This window comes from Sphingomonas sandaracina (assembly GCF_036663695.1).
Classification (GTDB): domain Bacteria; phylum Pseudomonadota; class Alphaproteobacteria; order Sphingomonadales; family Sphingomonadaceae; genus Sphingomonas.
Genome location: NZ_JAXOJK010000006.1, coordinates 135,309 through 155,141, shown reverse-complemented (window position 1 = coordinate 155,141; position 19,833 = coordinate 135,309). Strand labels below are relative to the sequence as shown.

Below are 19,833 nucleotides of genomic sequence, written 5' to 3'. Positions count from 1 at the left end.
CGGCGGCACCATGACGAGCGTGACGCTGCCGGATACCGCGTGGCGGCACGGCGAAGGCCTGGACGCGCTGACCCTTGCGCTGGGTGCAGGCGACGGCGACGGCGACTCGCGCTATGTCGGCGGCGCGGTCCGCGACAGCTTGCTGGGTATCGATGTCAGCGATGTCGACATCGCCACGCGCCTGCCCCCGCAGGAGGTGATCGCGCGGCTCCAGGATGCGCGGATCAAGGCTGTTCCCACCGGCCTCGCGCACGGTACCGTCACCGCCGTCATTCCGGCCGGCCCCGTCGAGGTCACGACGCTGCGCCGCGACGTGTCGACCGACGGTCGTCACGCGGTCGTCGCCTATACCGACGACTGGCGCGAAGACGCCGCCCGACGCGATTTCACGATCAACGCGCTGTACGCCGATCCGTCGACCGGCGAGATATTCGATTATTTCGGTGGTCTCGACGACCTTGCGGCGCGGCGTGTCCGCTTCATCGGCGACCCCCTGCAGCGCATCGCCGAGGATCACCTGCGTATCCTGCGCTTCTTCCGGTTTCACGCCAGGTTCGGTCCGAGCGACCAGAGCCTGATCAATGCCGAAGGGCTGGACGCCTGCACGGCGCGCGCCAACGACCTCATGGCATTGTCGCGCGAGCGGGTCGCCGTCGAAGTCCTGAAGCTGCTGGTCGCCGCGAACGCCGTTCCCGTCGTCGCGCTGATGGTCGAGCGCGGCCTGTTCCGTGCGGTGCTGCCCGAGATCGACGCGGGCGGCGCCGAACGCCTAGCCCTTCTTGCCGAACGCGAGATCGCAGCGGGTATCGCACCGGATGCGATCAGACGGCTCGCCGTGACGATCGCCCCTGCCGCGGCCGAAGCAGTCGGCGCCAGGCTTAAACTTTCCAACACCGATCGCAAACGGCTGATCGCGGCAACCGCCGGGCCGGGCAGCGAAGGACCGCAGGCGCTGGCCTATCGCGCCGGGCTTCCCGGCGCGATCGACCGACTTTTGGTCGCGGGCGAGGACGTTTCGGCGATACGCGACTGGTCGCCGCCTGCTTTCCCATTCTCCGGCGGGGCGCTCGTCGAACGCGGCCTGCGCAAGGGTCCGGACGTCGCGGCGATGCTGCGTCAGGTGGAAACGCGGTGGATAGTCGAGGGCTTCCCGAGCGCCGAGCGCATCGCATCGATCGCCGACGAACTGGTCGCCGAAGCAGCGGACTAAACCGGCGATACTGCGCTGCCGGACCGCAGACCCTGCGAACTCAGCCGAGGTCGGGCGATGCCGTCGTCGGAGCGATCATCGCATACGCCGCATCGGCCTCGAGTGGTCGCGCATAGAAATAGCCCTGACCGTAGGTGCATCCCAGCGCCGTCAACGTCTGCGAGAGTTCGAACGTCTCGACGCCCTCCGCCGTCGTCTTCATCCCCAGGGCCTGCGCCAAACTCAGGATGGCGCGGACGATCGAAACCTTGTCGCGGTCCGCCAGCATTCCCGTGACGAAGCTGCGATCGATCTTCAGGACGTCGATCGGCAGCTTCTGCAGATAGGCGAGGTTCGAATATCCCGTGCCGAAATCGTCCATCGCCAGCGTCGTACCGAGCGCCTTCAAGGCGTGCATCGTTTCGGCGATACGGTCGGGATCGGTGACGATCGCGCTTTCGGTCAACTCCAGCGTAAACCGGTCGCCGGCCAGACCGGTCGAGGCCAGTGCAGCCTCGACCACCGGTGCGATCGCGTCGCGCTGGAGCTGGATCGCGGACAGGTTCACCGCCAGCCTGACACCGCAATCCGAACCATGCCGCGCATCCCAGCCCGCCAGTGTCCGCGCCGCCTCGTCGATCGCCCATCGCCCCAGCGGAACGATCAGCCCGGACTCCTCGGCGACCGGGATGAACGTGGTCGGGCAATGGATCTGACCGCTCGCGTCGGTCCACCGCGCCAACGCCTCGAACGACACGATCCGGCCGGTGGAGAGATCACATATGGGCTGATACGCAAGCCGCAGCTCGCGGTTCTCGATCGCCCGCCGCAATGCCGTTTCCATGCTGAACTGCGCACGCGCGATCGCGAAATCCTGCGGCAGATAGCTTTCCGCCAGGCCGCTCGACTTGGCGCGTTTCACCGCGAACTGTGCGTGACGGATCAACTCGGCGACCTCGCTCGCCTCGTCGCCGCCATAGGCGATGCCGACCGAGCACTCGACGCTGATCTCATAGTCGGTCAGCCGGAATGGCGTCGTCAACGTACGCTGGATGCGGTCGGCAAGCGCATGGGCTTCCGCGCGATCGTCGTCGACCGTCATCAGGATCCCGAACTGGTCTCCGCCGATCCGCGCCAGCGTGTCCCGTCCGCGCAACGCACCCTTGATGCGGCGCGCGACCGTGATCAGCAACTCGTCGCCCGCCAGCGAGCCGAGGCATGAATTAAGCCGGCCGAACCGATCCAGGTCGATCGCCAGCACCGCGCTAGCGCTGCGATCGCCGACGGCCTCGATCAGTTCCTCGAAGCCCTCGCGATTGGGTAGCCCGGTCAGGCTGTCGGTCGTCATCTCGCGACGAAGGCTGCGTTCGGTCTGGATCTGCGAAGTCTGATCGATGAAACTGACCGTACACCGATCGTGCATCCACGAGAACGTCCGCGCCATCGTCACCCGGTAATAGCGACAATCGACCGCATCCCCCAACGTCCAGTCTGCGTCCGACCGCAGGTGCTGGCTTTCGAGAAACGCCAGGATGCGCGGCCCCAGGTCCGCGATCATCGGTGATCGTTCTGCGACGACACCCAGCCCGGCAAGCCGATACGCACGGTTCATCGCGAAGAGATCGAACTTGCCGTCGATGACGTGAATGTTGACGGCCGGGATCGGTATGAGTTCGAGCGCCCGCGAAACCAGGTCGGTCGCGGTCGTTGGTTGCGCAGTCGCATCCGGAGCTGTCGATGCCATGGCGGTTGCCTAGCCCAGCTTCGTTAAGACGAACTGAAGGAACCGGAACGGTTCATTCCGTAACAGCGCGTTAAGTCTTTGGTTTACGGCAAACTAGCCAAAGCGATTATCGCGCGGGAATCCGGTCGGCGGCATTCTGCCTGCCGCACCGCGCGCCGCGCGCCACGGCCCGAGGTCCGATTCGGTCCGCGTGCGCCCGGTACCGCCGCCCATCGCCCAACTCAGCCCCTCGGCGAAGACGAACGTGATCGCGTCGGCCAGCCCACCATCGCGGTAGCGTTGCAACTGGAGCCCCTGCCCACGAGTCATCTCGACCAGTTCGGCAAGCGGGAACACCAGCATCTTTCGATTGTCGCCGATCGCCGCGACGTAATCGTCGTTGGGCCCGATCGGCCGGACGATCTTCAACTGCGCACCCGGTCGCGGCGTCATCACGGTCTTGCCCTTGCGGGTCTCGGCAACGACTTCCGCCGAGTTCACCGAGAAACCGCGCCCGTCGGTCGCGACCACCAGCAGTTTCGGATGCTTGCTCGCCGGCAACAGCGCAATGATCCCGATGCTGCCGTCGAGATCGATCATCGCGCGCACCGGCTCGCCAAAGCCCCGCCCGCCCGGCAGCTTGTCCGCCGCCAGCGTGTAGAACCGCCCGTTCTCGGCCGCGAGCAACAGCTTGTCGGTCGTCTGCGCGTGGAACGCGAACGCCGGGCCGTCGCCCTCCTTGAACTTCAACGCCTCCGGGCTCGCCAGGTCGTTATGGCCGCGCATCGCCCGGATCCACCCGCGCTGCGACAGGATGACGGTGATCGGTTCGCGCTCGATCATCGCCTCCAGCGGGATGTCGCGGGTCGGCGCGTGCTCCTCGATCGTCGTGCGTCGTTTGCCGAGTGGAGTCTCCAGCCCATAGCGATCGCGGATCTTCGCCATGTCGCGCTTCATCCGCGTACGCTGCTTCTTCGGGTCGGCCAGGAGTGCGGCCAACGTCGCCTGCTCCTTGTCGAGCTTGTCGCGCTCGGTCTTGATCTCGAACTCTTCCAGGCGCCGCAACGAGCGCAGCCGCATGTTAAGGATCGCCTCGGCCTGGCGATCGGTCAGCGCGAATTCGGCGATCATCACCTTCTTCGGCTCGTCCTCGGTGCGGATGATCTCGATCACCCGGTCGAGGTTGAGATACGCGATGAGATAACCGTCGAGCAGTTCGACCCGGTCGGCGATCTTCGCCAGCCGGTGCTCGGTCCGCCGGCGCAACACGACGAACTGGTGGTCGACCCACGCCGCCAGTGCCTCGCGCAGGGACATCACCCGCGGCGTGCGATCCTTGTCGAGCACGTTGAGGTTGAGGCTGATCCGCGTCTCGAGATCGGTCAGCCGGAACAGCCCGTCCATCAGGATCTGCGGATCGACCGTGCGGCTGCGCGGTTCGAGCACGATGCGGATCTCGGTATCCGACTCGTCGCGGACGTCGGCCAGGATCGGCAGGCGCTTGGCGTTGATCAGATCGGCGATCTGCTCGATCAGCTTGCCTTTCTGGATGCCGTACGGGATCTCGGTAACGATCAGCTGCCAGCTGCCGCCCTTCTCCCGCTCCGTTTCCCAGCGCGCACGGACGCGAAACCCGCCGCGCCCGGTCGCATAGGATTCGCGGATCACCGCAGGCGGATCGACGACCAGCCCGCCGGTCGGGAAATCGGGACCCTTGACGTGCTCCAGGATCGCCGCGTCGTCTGCGTCCGGCGTGTCGATCAGGACGATCGCCGCCTCCAGCAACTCGGCCGCGTTGTGCGGCGGGATGCTCGTCGCCATGCCGACCGCTATCCCGCTCGCACCGTTCGCCAGCAGGTTCGGGAACAGCCCCGGGAACAGCTCGGGCTCGTGATCCTCGCCATTATAGGTCGGGCGATACGCGACCGCGTCCTCGTCGAGCCCATCCATCAGGTCGATCGCGACCTGCGTCAGCCGCGCCTCGGTGTAGCGATAGGCGGCGGCGTTATCGCCGTCGATGTTGCCGAAATTGCCCTGCCCGTCGACCAGCGGATACCGCATCGCGAACGACTGGGCGAGGCGCACCATCGCGTCGTAGACCGACTGGTCGCCATGCGGATGGTATTTGCCGATGACGTCGCCGACGACGCGCGCGCACTTCTTGTACCCTTGCGCCGGATCGAGCTTCAGCAGCCGCATCGCCCAGAGCAGACGCCGATGCACCGGCTTCATGCCGTCGCGCACGTCGGGAAGCGACCGCGCGGTGATCGTCGACAAGGCATAGACGAGGTACCGCTCGGACAGCGCGCTGTCGAAGGGGGCGTCGACGATGGAGTCGAACGGATCTTTGAAATCGGTGGCCATTGCACGCAGCGATAGCAGTCGGAACCGCAACGATCAAAGCATGAACGCACCAAGCCTTCCGCCTTGCCGATACGAGAGGTTTGCCGCACGGGAGGAGTATTGCGGAAAAACTTTAGAGACCGAAAGCCGGCGCTGCTTACACATACTGGCAACCGTTCGTCGTGCGCTGAGCACGCTTGACGGGAATTCCTAGCCCATCGATAGTGTATGGATCGGTTACGGGAGACTGGCCATGAAATGGGTTGTGAGTGGCGCCATCGCATTGTGCTTGGGCGGGTGCAGCAAGGCTCCCGAAAGTAGCGCCGGGGAACCTGATATCGCCGGCAGTTCGGTTGCCGGGGTGGCATTCAACTATAGCTATGACCTGGCACTTCCGTCGTCTCGGATCTCGGATCTTCAGGAGGAGCATGCCCGTTCCTGCGAACGGCTTGGTGCAACACGCTGCCGTATAACCGGATTGCGCTACACGGTCGGCCAACAAGGCAACGTCAGCGCAAGCCTGTCGGTAAAGATCGCCGCCCCGCTCGCGCGCGCCTTTGGCCGAGCCGGTGTCAAGCACGCGGAGAGCGTCGGCGCGACGTTGACGGGCGCAGATATCAACGGAACCGATGTCGCGACGGCCGCCGCGGCGACCGCAACCGAGCGGACCGACGTCGCGATCGAGCGCGCCCGGATCGACCGAGAATTGGCACGCGTCGATCTGTCCCCTCGCGAACGTGCCGAACTCCGCCAGCAACAGGCGGCCGCGCTGAGCCAAGCCACGGCCGCCGCCGGGGTCGCATCCGAACAGCGCGAAAGTCTCGCCAACACGCCTATGTCGTTCGACTATACGACCGGACGGGGGACCGGCCTGGTCGACCGCCTTCAAGACGCCGGCGACACCGCGATGGGCTCGATCGGCTTGACCGTCACGGCGCTGCTCTGGGTATTGGCGGCACTCGGTCCGCCGCTGTTGGCGATTTTGCTCGTTGTCATGGTTTGGCGGCGCTGGATCCAGCGTTGGTGGACCGAGCTGATGCTGCGCATCGATCGCCGGACCGCCCTATAGCTGGCGACTACCCAGGACACGTCGCCGCCATCCGAGCGACGACGTAGGGCAGTTTTCCAAGGGCAGCGGTGCGCCGCGATTGCACGCCCCGTACCCTTCGCCTATAGGCGCGGCCTATTCCGGCCTCGGCTTCGCGGTGCATATCGCGTAGGCTGGGGCCGCTCGATTTTCACCGCTTGATTTCCAGGGGACCGCGCATGGCTCGCCGCCGCCAGATCTACGAAGGCAAGGCCAAGATCCTCTACGAGGGTCCCGAGCCGGGCACGCTGATCCAGTATTTCAAGGACGACGCGACCGCGTTCAATGCCCAGAAAAAGGGCACGATCAACGGCAAGGGCGTGCTCAACAACCGGATTTCCGAGCACATCTTCACGCTGCTCGATCATATCGGCGTGCCGACGCACTTCATCCGCCGGCTTAACATGCGCGAGCAGCTGATCCGTCAGGTCGAGATCGTCCCGATCGAAGTCGTCGTGCGCAACGTCGCCGCGGGCTCGATCTCGACGCGCCTCGGGATCGAGGAGGGCACCAAGCTGCCCCGCACGATCATCGAATATTACTACAAGGACGATGCGCTCGGCGATCCGATGATCTCCGACGAACACATCGCCGCGTTCGGCTGGGCGAGCCAGGAGGAGATGCACGACATCGCCGACCTCGCGATCCGCGTGAACGATTTCCTGTGCGGTCTGTTCGCCGGCGTGGGCATCCGCCTGGTGGACTTCAAACTCGAATTCGGCCGCATCTTCGACAACGACTTCGGTCGCATCATCCTCGCCGACGAGATCAGCCCCGATGGCTGCCGTCTGTGGGACATGGAAACCAACGAGAAGATGGACAAGGATCGCTTCCGTCGCGATCTCGGTGGTGAAGTCGAAGCGTATCAAGAGGTTGCACGCCGTCTCGGCCTGCTGCCCGAGGGTGCCGACAACGCCGTCCTCGACCTCGAAAAGCATCGCAAGAACCGGGGCAAGTGAGATGAAACTCAAGGTTTTCGTGACATTGAAGCCGGGCGTGCTCGATCCGCAGGGCCGCGCGATCCATCACGCACTCGGCAGCCTCGGCTTCGACGGCGTGCAGGACGTGCGCCAGGGCAAGCTGATCGAGTTGGAAGTCGCCGACGGCACGGACGACGCGACCATCGACGGCATGTGCCGCAAGCTGCTCGCCAACACGGTGATCGAGAATTACCGGGTCGAGCGGGCATGAAGACCGCTGTCATCGTCTTTCCGGGCTCCAACTGCGACCGTGACATCGCTGTCGCGCTGGAGGCGGTGACCGGCGTCAAGCCGCTGATGGTCTGGCACGGCGATGCGGACCTGCCGACCGATATCGGCTTGGTCGCGGTGCCCGGCGGGTTTTCGTACGGCGACTACCTGCGCTCGGGTGCGATCGCGGCGCGGTCGCCGATCATGCGCGCGGTCGTCGAGCAGGCGGGCAAGGGCCTCCCCGTGCTCGGCATCTGCAACGGTTTTCAGGTGTTGACTGAAGCAGGGCTCCTCCCCGGTGCGTTGATGCGCAACGAAGGGCTGAACTTCGTCTGCCGCGATGTCGCACTGACCGTCGAGACGGCAAGCTCGACGTTTACGTCGGGCTATACCGCCGGTGAACGCGTATCCTTCCCGGTCGCGCATCACGACGGCAATTACTTCGCCGATACCGAGACGCTCGACCGTCTCGAAGGCGATGGCCGCGTGGCGTTCCGCTACGCCGAGAGCGTCAATGGTTCGGCCCGGAATATCGCTGGATTGCTGAACGACAAGGGCAACGTGCTTGGCATGATGCCACACCCGGAGCGCCGTATCGAAGCGGCACACGGTGGCACCGACGGACGGCGCTTGTTCGAGGGCCTGCTCGAAGCCGTCAGCGCCTAAACCACTCCATCACCACCCCCATCCGTTCGCCCTGAGCGAAGTCGAAGGGCCTGAGACTCAGGTGCTTCGACTTCGCTCAGCACGAACGGAGGGGGGGTGACGTAGAGACTTCGGACGCTCAAACCCGCGTGCGGAACGGCGAGAAATCCGTACCTCTGTCGTACACGTCCACGCCCTCACGGCGCTTGAGCCACCCGACCGCGACATAGGTCAGCGGCGTCAGCAACACCTCCCATGACACTTTCAGCAGAAACTGGCTGACCATCACCATCAGCATCGCGTTCACGGGCCAGTCCGGCGCACCGTAGAAGGCGAGCGGGTAGAAGATCAGGCTGTCGAACGCCTGCCCGACCACCGTGCTGCCGATCGTCCGCGTCCATAGCATGCGCCCACCCGTCCAGATCTTCATCCGCGCGAGCACGAAGCTGTTGGCGAACTCGCCCACCCAGAAGGCGCAGATCGACGCGAACACGATTCGCGGCACTTGTCCGAATACTGATTCATATGCCGCCTGCCCGGTCCACCCGGCGTCGGGCGGCAACGCGACGACGACCGCCGACATGAACACCATGAACAGCATCGCGCCGAACCCTGCCCAGATACAGCGTCGCGCGCGCGCGTAGCCATAGACTTCGGTGAGGACGTCGCCGATTACGTAGCTGACCGGGAAGAACAATATCCCCGCGCCGAACGGCCAAGCGCCGATGAACGGCAGGTCGATGACCGCACGCTTTCCCGCACCGATGACGTTCGACAGCAGCAATATCGTCACGAACGCCGCCATCACGAAATCATAATAGCGGAACTCCCCGCCCGACACGTCGCTTGCGACGACCGCCGTGGCGGCCGGCGCCGCCTCCCTGTCGTGATCGATATCCATGGAGCGCGTTATGATGACGGTTCCAAGCGCGCGCAATCCACGCTAATCGAGCCCCAGCGCGCGCCCGTAGCTCAGTTGGATAGAGCAAGGAGCTTCTACCTCCTCGGTCGGGGGTTCGACTCCCTCCGGGCGCGCCAATCATCGTCGCAGGTACGGGCAACCGTGAAGCATACGCGTCCCTAAGCCGTGGCAGGTCGTCGCGCGTATCAGGGCATCCGGCCCGCAAGCGCAGCGATGGTATCGTTACCGCTGCTTGCGATGTTTGGCCGCTGTCTGCCAGCCGGTAGCGCCGCCGCAGTCGCGCATATGCAAATAAGATTGCAAAAATCGCGGTTGCGCAGTCCAGGCGAGCGATTGCATAGGGTCGGACGCAAGTACCGGGGCTTGACGACCCTGCCGAGCAGCATACGGTAACGCTAACAATTCTGGAGGGGATGACATCGTGGACATCGCATTCGCATCAGCGCGGGCGTTGCCTGCCGACTGGGAACAGGCGGCTTTGCTGGGCCGGATCGATCTGGGCGAAGGACCGACACCGGTGATCGTCCGTGGCGGTCGCGTGTATGACATGTCGTATGTCGCGCCGACCGTGGCGGATCTGATCGAACGCGGTACGTTCGATACGGCCGCCGGCACCGATCTCGGCCATCTCGACGACCTGTCGCTGTCGGTCGATGCGGCCGCGACACCGCGACTGCTGAGCCCGATCGACCTGCACTGCGTCAAGGCCTCCGGCGTGACGTTCGCGGTCTCCGCCCTGGAGCGCGTCATCGAGGAGCGCGCACGCGGCGATGCCGCCGCAGCGGCGTCGGTCCGGACCCGTCTCGAAGAGCGCGTCGGCGGCAGCATCCGCTCGGTCGTCCCCGGATCGCCCGAAGCCGCGGCGCTGAAGGCGGCGCTGATCGAAGACGGCATGTGGTCGCAATATCTCGAGGTCGCGATCGGCCCGGATGCGGAGATCTTCACCAAGAGCCCGACCCTGTCCACGATCGGCTGGGGCGGCGAAGTCGGCATCCGCTCCGACTCGACCTGGAACAATCCCGAGCCCGAAGTCGTGCTGGTCGTCGACCGCAACGGCAAGACGATCGGGGCGACGCTCGGCAACGACGTCAACCTGCGCGATTTCGAAGGCCGCAGTGCGCTGCTGCTCGGCAAGGCCAAGGACAATAACGCGTCCTGCTCGCTCGGGCCGTTCATCCGCCTGTTCGACGACAGCTTCGGGATGGACGACGTGCGCGCGTCGGAGATCGCGCTGACGATCGACGGGGCCGACGGCTATCGCCTCGAAGGCAGCAGTTCGATGGATCAGATCAGCCGCGATCCCGAGGACCTCGTCCGCCAAGCGATGAGCGAGCACCAGTATCCCGACGGCTTCGTGCTGTTCCTCGGTACGTTGTTCGCGCCCACCCAGGACCGCGACGAGCCGGGCCGCGGCTTCACCCACGCGGTCGGCGACGTCGTCACGATCTCGAACCCGAAGCTCGGCGCGCTGGTCAATCCGGTGACGACGTCGAAGGACGCCGCGCCGTGGAACTACGGGATCGGCGACCTCATGCGCAATCTGGCGGGTCGTGGCCTGCTCGCGCAAACCAAGAACCAGGGAGCGTAACCCCGTGCTGCAAAAGACCAAAGCCGCCGACCAGACGGCGATCTATCCCAGCCTCAAGGGCAAACGCGTCCTGATCACCGGTGGCGCGTCGGGGATCGGCGCGGGGCTGGTCGAGGCGTTCGCGCGGCAGGGCGCGCATGTCGCGTTCGTCGACATGGCCAAGGATGCCGCGCAATCGCTGATCGAGACGCTGACGCCCGACGTGGCGGTCGCGCCGATCTTCGCATCGCTCGACCTGCGCGATATCGATGCGCTAAAGTCCGCGGTGGCGACGATCGAGAGCCAGCTCGGCGGGATCGACATCCTCATCAACAACGCCGCCAACGACGATCGCCACACGATCGACGAGATCACGCCCGAATATTGGGACGAACGCATGGCGACCAACCTGCGCCATCTGTTCTTCGCAGGCCAGGCGGTGGTGCCATCGATGAAGCGCGCGGGCGGCGGCGTCATCCTGAATTTTGGATCGATTTCCTGGCACCTCGCGCTGCCCGAACTGCTGATCTACCAGACCGCCAAGGCCGGTATCGAAGGCATGACGCGGGCGATGGCGCGCGATCTGGGTGGCGACGGCATCCGCGTGAACACGATCGTCCCCGGCAATGTCGAAACGCCGCGCCAGCTGAAATGGTACACGCCCGAGGGCGAGGCGGAGATCATCGCCGCACAGTGCCTGAAGACGCGCGTGCAGCCCGCGGATGTCGCCGCGCTGGTGCTGTTCCTGGCTTCCGACGATGCCCGGATGTGCACCGGTCACGACTATTTCGTCGACGCGGGTTGGCGCTGAGATGGCCAACGACACGATTGCCGACACAGTCACTGCGACGAGCGTCTGCGACGTCGGGGCGACGCTGGGCGAAGGCCCTATCTGGGTCGCTCGCGACAGCGCGCTGTGGTTCGTCGATATCAAGGCGCCGCGCATCCATCGCTTCGATCCCGAGACAGCATCGCTGGAATCATGGGATGCGCCCGATCAGGTCGGTTGGGTGATTCCGGAAGCCGGGGGCGGTTTCCTGGCCGGCGTCCGTGGCGGTCTGCACCGGTTCGACCCGGTGACGGGCGCGTTCGAGTTGCTTGCCCCGGTACACGTCGACACACCGGGCAACCGCCTCAACGACGCAGCGCGCGCACCCGATGGTCGTGTCTGGTTCGGCACCATGGACAATGCCGAGGCCGAAAAGTCGGGCCATGTCTATCATTGGCATGCCGGCACCGTCACCCAGACCGACATACCGCCCGTCGCGATCACCAACGGTCCGGCGATCTCGCCCGATGGCCGCACGCTCTACACGGTCGACACGCTCGGCAAGAGGATCGATGCGTGGTCGCTCGGTTCCGACGGCGCGCTCGACGGTCCGCGCCCCTTCCTCGTCGTGGACCCTGATGATGGCCATCCCGACGGCGCGATCTGCGATTCGGAAGGCGGCGTCTGGGTCGGCTTCTTCGGCGGCTGGGCCGCGCGCCGGTATTCACCCGAGGGTATCTGCACCGATATCGTCCGCTTCCCCGTCGCGAACATCACGAAGATCGCGCTCGGTGGCGCAGACGGCCGCACGGCCTATGCGACCACCGCCGCCAAGGGCCTCGATGCCGCCGCGCTTGCGGAACAACCGCTGGCTGGCAACCTGTTCACCTTCCGCGTCGCGATCCCTGGCGTGCCGGTGGAGCCGATCACCCTTTAATCCGGGGTCCGCGTCGTTCCGGCAGCTCGGAACGACGCGGACTCTCCCTCAATGATTATGCCGCGGCGTCCTCGCCGAAATACCACGATACTTGACTGCGAAGTCGAGCACGCCGCCCTCGGCGAGCTGCCCGGTCTTCTCGCGGTACAGTTCCTCCCACGGCGTATGGCTTTCCGGCACGGGTGGCAGGCTCTCGCCGCGGCGCCGTGCGATCTCGTCGGCCTCGACCAGCGCATCGCACGTACCGGCAACCAGATCGATCCGGATCACGTCCCCGGTGCGCAGCCACGACAGCCCGCCGCCGACCGCGCTCTCGGGCGACACGTTCAGGATCGACGGACTGTCCGACGTCCCCGACTGACGCCCGTCGCCGAGCGTCGGCAAGGCCAGCACGCCACGCTGGATCAGCGCGTCGGGCGGCTGCATGTTCACGACCTCCGCCGAGCCCGGCCAGCCGATCGGCCCCGCGCCGCGGATCACCAGGATGCAGCCCTCGTCGATCTCCAGCGCGGGATCGTTGATCCGGTGGTGGTAATCGTCCGATCCCTCGAACACGATCGCCCGCGCCTCGAACCGGTCTTCGGCGCCCGGCGTCGACAGATAGCGCGCGCGGAACGCGGGCGAGATCACCGATGTCTTCATGATGCCGAAATCAAACAGATTGCCCTTCAGCACCAGGAACCCTGCCCGCTCCATCATCGGCGCGTCGAACGGCTTGATCATCTCGCGGTCGCGCGTCTCGCGGCCGGCGATGTTCTCGCCGATCGATCGCCCCGTCACCGTCAGGCACGTCGTGTCGAACTTCCCGCCTGTAATCAGCTCGTGCAGCACCGCCGGTACGCCGCCGGCACGGTGGAAACGCTCGCCGAGATACTTGCCCGCCGGCTGCATGTTGACGAGCAACGGCAGGTCATAGCCATGATCCGACCAGTCCTCCGGGTACAGCGTGACGCCGGCATGCTGCGCCATCGCCATGATATGCGGCTGCGCATTGCTCGACCCGCCGATCGCGCTGACCACCCGGATCGCGTTGAGGAAACTGTCGCGCGTGAGAATTTTCGACGGGCGCAGATCCTCATACGCCATCTCGACGATGCGGCGGCCGGTCTCGTACGCCATCTGACCGCGCTCGCGATATGGCGCAGGGATCGCCGCGCAGCCGGTCAGCGACAAGCCCAGAGCCTCGGCGACCGCGTTCATCGTCGACGCGGTGCCCATCGTGTTGCAATGCCCCGCGGACGGCGCGCTGTCAGTGGCGCGATTGAGGAACTCCTCCTCGTCGATCTCGCCCGCGGCCAGCTTGCGCCGGCTGCGCCAGATGACCGTGCCCGAGCCGACCAGTTCGCCATCGTGCCAGCCGTCCAGCATCGGTCCGCCCGACAGCACGATCGCCGGGATATCCACGGTCGATGCGGCCATGATTCCCGATGGCGTCGTCTTGTCGCAACCGGTGGTCAGGACGACGGCATCGATCGGATAGCCGTACAGCGTCTCGACGAGGCCGAGATAGGCCAGATTGCGATCGAGCGCCGCGGTCGGCCGGCGGCAATTCTCGAAGATCGGATGAACCGGAAACTCCATCGCGATCCCGCCTGCGTCTCGGATGCCGTCGCGCGTCCGCTTGGCGAGTTCCAGATGGATGCGGTTGCACGGAGACAGGTCGCTGCCCGACTGCGCGATGCCGATGATCGGCCGACCCGACCGGAGCTCGGCCGGCGTCAGGCCGTAATTCATGAAGCGTTCGAGATAGAGTGCGGTCATGTCGGAGCGCGCGGGATCGGCGAACCAGTCGCGCGATCGGAACGGCCTTACCGGTACACGGTCCACTGCAAACTCTCCTGAACGCTGTTCTTCGATGGGAGCGCTACCGCGGCCGTCGCCATTCGGTCAAGCGCAGACGCATGCGGCAAGACACCGTCCTGGTGCCGCAACCGATTGATGGCATACCAGACTTTAGTCCGACATGACATCATGATGCGGACCGCCATCACGTAGGATCGTTCGAAAACGACGGTTCACCGCGGCGCGGCGTTTTGCTGTCGTCGATCGCCGGCTTGCCTCGGACCGCTGCGTTCGCGCCCCGCTCCCCGACTCAGTTCGTGACGAGCGGACGCGCCGGAACTCGGTATTCAAACACGGACCGAACGGTCGATCGCGACGGAGATTCGTCCGGCGTTCCGGATAACCCAGCGGCCCGTCGCTTGCGTGTTATCGCTCACACCCTTATTTCCCCCTCGACACCGAGCGATACCTACACGTCGCGACACCGCCCACGCACGTCGCGACCGACCTGGAGAATTGATATGGACGGCACCTTCCCGATCGGCGCCCGCGCCGTGAGCAGCGACGATACCTTCCTCGCAATCGATCCGTCGACCGATGCCAGGATCGAACCCGCCTTCGCGATCTCGAGCGAGGCGGATGTCGCCGAGGCCTGCAAGCTCGCCGAGGCCGCGTTCGATACGTTCCGCGAGACCGATCCGGAAGCGCGTGCGGTGTTCCTCGAGACGATCGCGGACGAGATCGAGGCGATCCACGAGCCGCTCGTCGCGCGTGCGATCCAGGAAAGCGGCCTGCCCCGGCCGCGTCTCGAGGGTGAGCGCGGTCGCACCACCGGCCAGCTTCGCCTGTTCGCCAAGCATCTGCGCGCCGGCACCTGGGCCTCGGTCGTGATCGACCAGGCGCAGCCCGATCGCAAGCCGATGCCACGCTCCGACCTGCGCCAGCGTCGCATCGCGGTCGGTCCGGTCGCGGTGTTCGGTGCGTCGAACTTCCCGCTCGCCTTCTCGGTCGCGGGCGGCGACACCGCGTCCGCTCTCGCTGCCGGTTGCCCGGTCGTCGTCAAGGGCCACCCCGCGCATCCCGGTACCTCGGTGATGGTCGGCAAGGCGATCCAGGCTGCGGTCGCCAAGTGCGGCCTGCCCGAGGGCGTGTTCTCGCTGGTCCAGAGTCCCGCGAACGAACTCGGCGCGGCGCTCGTGAAAGACGCGCGGATCAAGGCCGTCGGCTTCACCGGTTCGCGCGGCGGTGGCCTTGCGCTGGTGGCGCTCGCCGCAGCCCGTCCCGAGCCGATCCCGGTCTATGCCGAGATGAGCAGCATCAACCCGGTGATCCTGTTCCCAGCGGCACTCGCTGCACGCGGTGAAGCGCTCGGCAAGGCGTATGTCGGTTCGCTGACGATGGGTTCGGGGCAGTTCTGCACCAATCCCGGCATCGTCGTCGCGGTCGACGGTCCCGACCTCGACACCTTCGTCACCGCCGCCGCCGCTGCACTGGGCGAGGCGGCACCACAGGTGATGCTGACCCCCGGCATCCATGCCAGCTACGAGCAGGGTGTGTCCGCACTTGCCGGCCATGACGCGGTCGAGACGCTCGCGCGCGGCACCGATGCCGAGGGCGCGAACCGTGGTCGTGCGGCATTGTTCTCGACCACCGGCAAGGCGTTCGTCGCCGACCCCGCGCTGTCGCACGAAGTGTTCGGTGCGGCGTCGATCATCGTCCGTTGCACCGATCTCGCCGAGGTGCACAGCGTGCTCGAGAAGATCGAGGGTCAGCTGACGATTACGTTGCACATCGACGAAGGCGATCATGCCGACGCGGCGGCACTGCTGCCGGTGCTGGAGCGCAAGGCCGGTCGCATCCTGGCGAACGGCTGGCCGACCGGTGTCGAGGTCGCGCCGGCGATGGTCCATGGCGGCCCCTTCCCCGCCACGTCGGACCCGCGAACGACGTCGGTCGGCACGGCGGCAATCGAGCGCTTCCTGCGCCCGGTCTGCTATCAGGATCTGCCCGACGCGCTGCTGCCCAAGGCGGTCAAGCACGGCAACCCGCTGGGCCTTCCGCGCACCGAGGGCTGATGGGCCCGGGAGTTGCTTGACGGCAACTCCCTCTTCCTTGTTCTCCCGCGAAGGCGGGAGCCCAGTCTGGGTCCCCGCCTTCGCGGGGAAACACGATTCTATCTCACCCCAAGAGCCACCACCCCGGCGAAGGCCGGGGCCCAATTGGGGGACATCGCTAACGGAGCGCTGCCCTTCGTTATTGCCACCTTTCCAATTGGGCCCCGGCCTCCGCCGGGGTGGTACCTACGGCACGCACACTCCACCTTCGCTCGCCGCTAACCATGCGTAATCATTGACACGCGTGCGCCACAAACCCACTAGTCCGTCATGACAAACCCAGGCTCGTCGCCGCTTTCGTCGCGCACCATTTCCCTGCCATCCGACCTCGGCAGCTACATCGACGATCTCGCCGCCGCAGGGCATGGCGACGCCACCGCGATCGTCCGCACTGCGCTCGAACAGATGCGCGACCGTGACGCCCTGCAGAAGCCAACCGAAATCCTGATCGGCGGCGGCGAATGCGGCATGCTCGTCCGCCAGCGCGACTGGAGCGCGACTTCGCTCGGGCCAATCGACTCGTGGCCCGCCGAGCTGCGCATCACGCTCGCCAACATCCTCAACTCGCCCGTCGCCAAGGTCGTGATGTGGGGCCCCGAGCACGTCATGCTCTACAACGACAGCTACCGCGCAGTAGCAGGCGACCGCCACCCCGCCGCACTCGGCAGCCCGGCCGCGACCGCGTTCCCCGAAGTTTGGGACTGGAACCGCGCGGTCCTCGAAGCCGGCCTCCGCGGCGAGACCGTGGCCTATCGCGACCAGCCGATCCTGTTCCAGCGCCACGACGGTCCCGAGTTGCTGACGCTCGACCTGTTCTATACGCCGGTCTACTGCGCCGGTGGAACCGTCGGCGGTGTCCTGTGCACGATGGTGGACAATAGCGGTCGCGTCGAGGCCGAGCATCGCCTCGCCGACAGCGAAGCCGAACTGCGCCGCGTCACCGACGCCGTGCCGATGCTGATCTCGTACGTCGACCGCGATCACGTCTATCGCCTCGCCAACGCGCAGTATGAGGAGTGGCTCGGCGTCGCGCCCGAGGCGATGATCGGCAAGCCCGTCCGCGAAGTGCTGGGCGACACGGTCTATCAGGATCGCCGCCCTTCGTTCGACCGTGCGCTGGCGGGCGAAAGCTTCATCGCGCAGACCGTCTTCCCGCACCGCGACGGGCGTCCCCGCCGCGCCGAATTTCGCTACGTCCCGCACACCGCGGCGGACGGCTCGATTCCCGGCATCTACGTGCTCGGCATCGACGTCGAGGAGCGCGCCGAACGCGAGGCGACGATCGGCATCAGCAATGGCCGCTTCCGCACCGCGATGGACGCGGTCCACGGCGTGCTCTGGACCAACAGCCCGGACGGCCGGATGATCGGCGAACAGCCGGGCTGGGCGACGCTGACCGGTCAGGCGATCGACGAGTACCAGAATTTCGGCTGGGCCGACGCGATCCACCCTGACGACGTCGCCTCGACGATCAAGGCCTGGACCGCTGCCGTCCTCAGCAAGTCGATGTTCGTGTTCGAGCACCGCGTCCGCCGCCATTGCGGCACGTGGCGCACCTTTGCCGTCAGGGGCCTGCCGATCCTCGACGAGGCCGGCGAGGTTCGCGAATGGGTCGGCGTCCACACCGACATCACTCACCAGCGTGCGGCCGAAGCGGCCTTGCGCGAACAGGCCGAAGCGCTCGCCCGCCAGGTCCGCCACCGCGAGCGTGCCGAAGATCAACTCCGCCAGCTCAACGAAACGCTCGAAGCGCGCGTCATCCGCGAGATCGACGAGCGCCGCCAGGCCGAGGCCAAGCTCGCCCAGTCGCAGAAAATGGAGACGGTCGGCAAGCTCACCGGCGGCGTCGCACATGACTTCAACAACCTGCTCCAGGTCGTCTCGGGCAATCTCCAGCTGCTCGGCAAGAACCTCGAGGGCAACGAGCGCGCCGAACGCTGGGTCGCCAACGCGATGGCCGGCGTCACGCGCGGATCCAAGCTCGCCGCGCAACTGCTCGCATTCGGGCGTCGCCAGGCGCTCGAACCGAAGGTCGTCAACGTCACGCGGTTCGTGCGCGGGATGGACGACATGCTGCGCCGCGCGATCGGCGAAGGCGTCGAGATCGAGACGGTGGTCGGCGGTGGCCTGTGGAACACCTTCATCGACCCCGCGCAGATCGAGAACGCGCTCCTCAACCTCGCGATCAACGCCCGCGACGCGATGGAGGGCCAGGGCAAGCTGACGATCGAACTCGGCAACGCGCATCTCGACGACAGCTACGCACAGGGCCATGACGAGGTCGAGGCCGGGCAATATGTCATGCTCGCGGTGTCCGACACCGGCACCGGCATGAGCCCGGAGATCATCGAGAAGGTCTTCGAACCGTTCTTCTCGACCAAAAGCGAAGGCAAGGGCTCCGGCCTCGGCCTGTCGATGGTCTACGGCTTCGTCAAACAGTCCGGCGGCCATGTGAAGATCTACTCCGAGGTCGGCGAAGGCACCACGATCAAGCTCTATCTGCCGCGCGCGATAGAGAGCGAGGACGTCGAGGTCGTCGCCGATGCCAGCCCGATCTCCGGCGGCACCGAAACCGTGCTGGTCGTGGAGGACGATGACGAGGTCCGCGGTACCGTGGTCGAGCTGCTCACCGATCTAGGCTACAGCGTGCTGAAGGCGGTCGACGCGGCCAGCGCGCTGAACGTGGTCGAAAGCGGCGTGCCGATCGATATCCTGTTCACCGACGTCGTGATGCCCGGCACCTTGAAAAGCCCCGAACTCGCGCGGAAAGCCAAGGAGCGCCTGCCCGATCTCGCGGTGCTGTTCACGTCTGGCTATACCGAGAACTCGATCGTCCATGGCGGCAAGCTCGATGCGGGGCTCGACCTGCTGTCGAAGCCGTACACGCGTGAGGCGCTCGCGCGGAAATTCCGTCAGGTGCTCGCCAACCGCCAGCGCGCGGGCAGCCCTTCGGCAAAGGCCGCGCGCGACGCCCGGATCGACGCCGACCGCCGCCTCGACTCCCCCGCTCGCCGCACCGTGCTGCTGGTCGAGGACGACGCGATGATCCGCGCCAACACCGCCGAGATGTTGCAGGGCAGCGGCTTCGTCGTGGTCGACGCGGCGAGCGCGGAGGACGCGATGACCGCGCTCCAGACCGTCCCGATCGACGCGCTGGTGACCGACGTGAACCTGCCCGGCGTATCCGGACCGGACTTCGCACGGACGGCGCGGACGTTGCGGCCGGGAGTCGGCATCGTGTTCGCGACCGGGGATACCGCCTCGGTGGCGGACCAGACCGATGCGATCATGCTGGAGAAGCCGTACGGACTGGACGCGCTTGCGGCGGCCGTGCTGGCGTCACTGGGCGAGACGGGATTGGTGAACCACGTCACGGCACCAGCCTCCACTAACGGGGTGACCGAAACGGACTAACGCCCCTAAAGGAATAGCGACGTTGCTGTTCCCCCGCAAAAGCGGGGGCCCAGGGTTACTTAGCGAACCGCTTATGGCTCCTGGACTCCCGCGTACGCGGGAGAACAACGTTGAGCGTGTAACGTTCTTCACAACCCGACACGCGGCACGA

Annotated in this window: 14 protein-coding genes and 1 tRNA gene; 11 read left to right on the top strand and 4 right to left on the bottom strand. The window is 66.0% G+C overall.

The genetic code is table 11. From position 1 onward, the window contains the following. The first annotated feature begins 10 nt into the window (after positions 1–10). Positions 11–1,210, top strand: coding sequence for a CCA tRNA nucleotidyltransferase (locus tag U1707_RS16585; RefSeq protein ID WP_332801162.1), 1,200 nt, complete (start codon positions 11–13; stop codon positions 1,208–1,210). A gap of 40 nt (positions 1,211–1,250) precedes the next feature. Here the strand turns inward: U1707_RS16585 and U1707_RS16580 are convergent, their stop codons facing one another. Beyond that, on the bottom strand, positions 1,251–2,933 hold the full coding sequence (locus U1707_RS16580; protein WP_332801161.1) for a putative bifunctional diguanylate cyclase/phosphodiesterase: 1,683 nt from the start codon (positions 2,931–2,933) through the stop codon (positions 1,251–1,253). A 93-nt stretch (positions 2,934–3,026) separates the two neighbouring features. Continuing rightward, positions 3,027–5,276 (bottom strand): DNA topoisomerase IV subunit A, encoded by a 2,250-nt coding sequence (parC, locus tag U1707_RS16575; protein WP_332801160.1) that lies wholly within the window; start codon positions 5,274–5,276, stop codon positions 3,027–3,029. A 457-nt stretch (positions 5,277–5,733) separates the two neighbouring features. Between parC and U1707_RS16570 the strand changes: the two genes are divergently transcribed. From U1707_RS16570 to purQ, 4 genes are all read left to right on the top strand, one after another. Further along, positions 5,734–6,324, top strand: a complete 591-nt coding sequence (locus tag U1707_RS16570) for a hypothetical protein (protein WP_332801159.1) — start codon at positions 5,734–5,736, stop codon at positions 6,322–6,324. Positions 6,325–6,521: 197 nt separating this feature from the next. After that, entirely contained in the window at positions 6,522–7,301 is a 780-nt protein-coding gene (purC, locus tag U1707_RS16565; protein WP_056050712.1) for a phosphoribosylaminoimidazolesuccinocarboxamide synthase, read from the top strand. 1 nt (position 7,302) lies between these two features. Then, on the top strand, positions 7,303–7,533 hold the full coding sequence (gene purS / locus U1707_RS16560) for a phosphoribosylformylglycinamidine synthase subunit PurS (RefSeq protein WP_332801158.1): 231 nt from the start codon (positions 7,303–7,305) through the stop codon (positions 7,531–7,533). After that, entirely contained in the window at positions 7,530–8,198 is a 669-nt protein-coding gene (purQ, locus tag U1707_RS16555) for a phosphoribosylformylglycinamidine synthase subunit PurQ (protein WP_332801157.1), read from the top strand. Before purS ends, purQ begins: the two co-directional genes overlap by 4 nt. A gap of 118 nt (positions 8,199–8,316) precedes the next feature. Here purQ and U1707_RS16550 read toward each other — a convergent pair whose 3' ends face one another. Continuing rightward, positions 8,317–9,078: a queuosine precursor transporter gene (locus U1707_RS16550; RefSeq protein ID WP_332801156.1), complete on the bottom strand. Its 762-nt coding sequence runs from the start codon at positions 9,076–9,078 to the stop codon at positions 8,317–8,319. A 60-nt stretch (positions 9,079–9,138) separates the two neighbouring features. On the opposite strand from U1707_RS16550, the gene U1707_RS16545 reads away from it, so the two are divergent. The 4 genes from U1707_RS16545 (at position 9,139) to U1707_RS16530 (ending at position 12,372) form a co-directional block, all read left to right on the top strand. After that, a tRNA-Arg gene (locus U1707_RS16545) sits at positions 9,139–9,215 on the top strand. A gap of 305 nt (positions 9,216–9,520) precedes the next feature. Then, a complete protein-coding gene (locus U1707_RS16540) occupies positions 9,521–10,687 on the top strand; it encodes a fumarylacetoacetate hydrolase family protein (protein WP_332801155.1) in 1,167 nt (388 codons plus the stop codon). Between the two features lie 4 nt (positions 10,688–10,691). Then, the gene (gene xylB, locus U1707_RS16535; protein ID WP_332801154.1) at positions 10,692–11,477 is read left to right on the top strand and encodes a D-xylose 1-dehydrogenase; all 786 of its coding nucleotides are present in this window, start codon (positions 10,692–10,694) and stop codon (positions 11,475–11,477) included. A 1-nt stretch (position 11,478) separates the two neighbouring features. Then, positions 11,479–12,372: an SMP-30/gluconolactonase/LRE family protein gene (locus U1707_RS16530; protein ID WP_332801153.1), complete on the top strand. Its 894-nt coding sequence runs from the start codon at positions 11,479–11,481 to the stop codon at positions 12,370–12,372. A 48-nt stretch (positions 12,373–12,420) separates the two neighbouring features. On the opposite strand, the gene U1707_RS16525 is transcribed toward U1707_RS16530, so the two are convergent. Then, the gene (locus U1707_RS16525) at positions 12,421–14,199 is read right to left on the bottom strand and encodes an IlvD/Edd family dehydratase (protein ID WP_332801152.1); all 1,779 of its coding nucleotides are present in this window, start codon (positions 14,197–14,199) and stop codon (positions 12,421–12,423) included. Between the two features lie 476 nt (positions 14,200–14,675). On the opposite strand from U1707_RS16525, the gene U1707_RS16520 reads away from it, so the two are divergent. Both U1707_RS16520 and U1707_RS16515 read left to right on the top strand, forming a co-directional pair. Further along, complete coding sequence (locus tag U1707_RS16520; protein WP_332801151.1) at positions 14,676–16,229, top strand: aldehyde dehydrogenase (NADP(+)); 1,554 nt, start codon at positions 14,676–14,678, stop codon at positions 16,227–16,229. Positions 16,230–16,538: 309 nt separating this feature from the next. Continuing rightward, complete coding sequence (locus tag U1707_RS16515) at positions 16,539–19,682, top strand: PAS domain-containing protein (RefSeq protein WP_332801150.1); 3,144 nt, start codon at positions 16,539–16,541, stop codon at positions 19,680–19,682. Positions 19,683–19,833 lie beyond the last annotated feature (151 nt).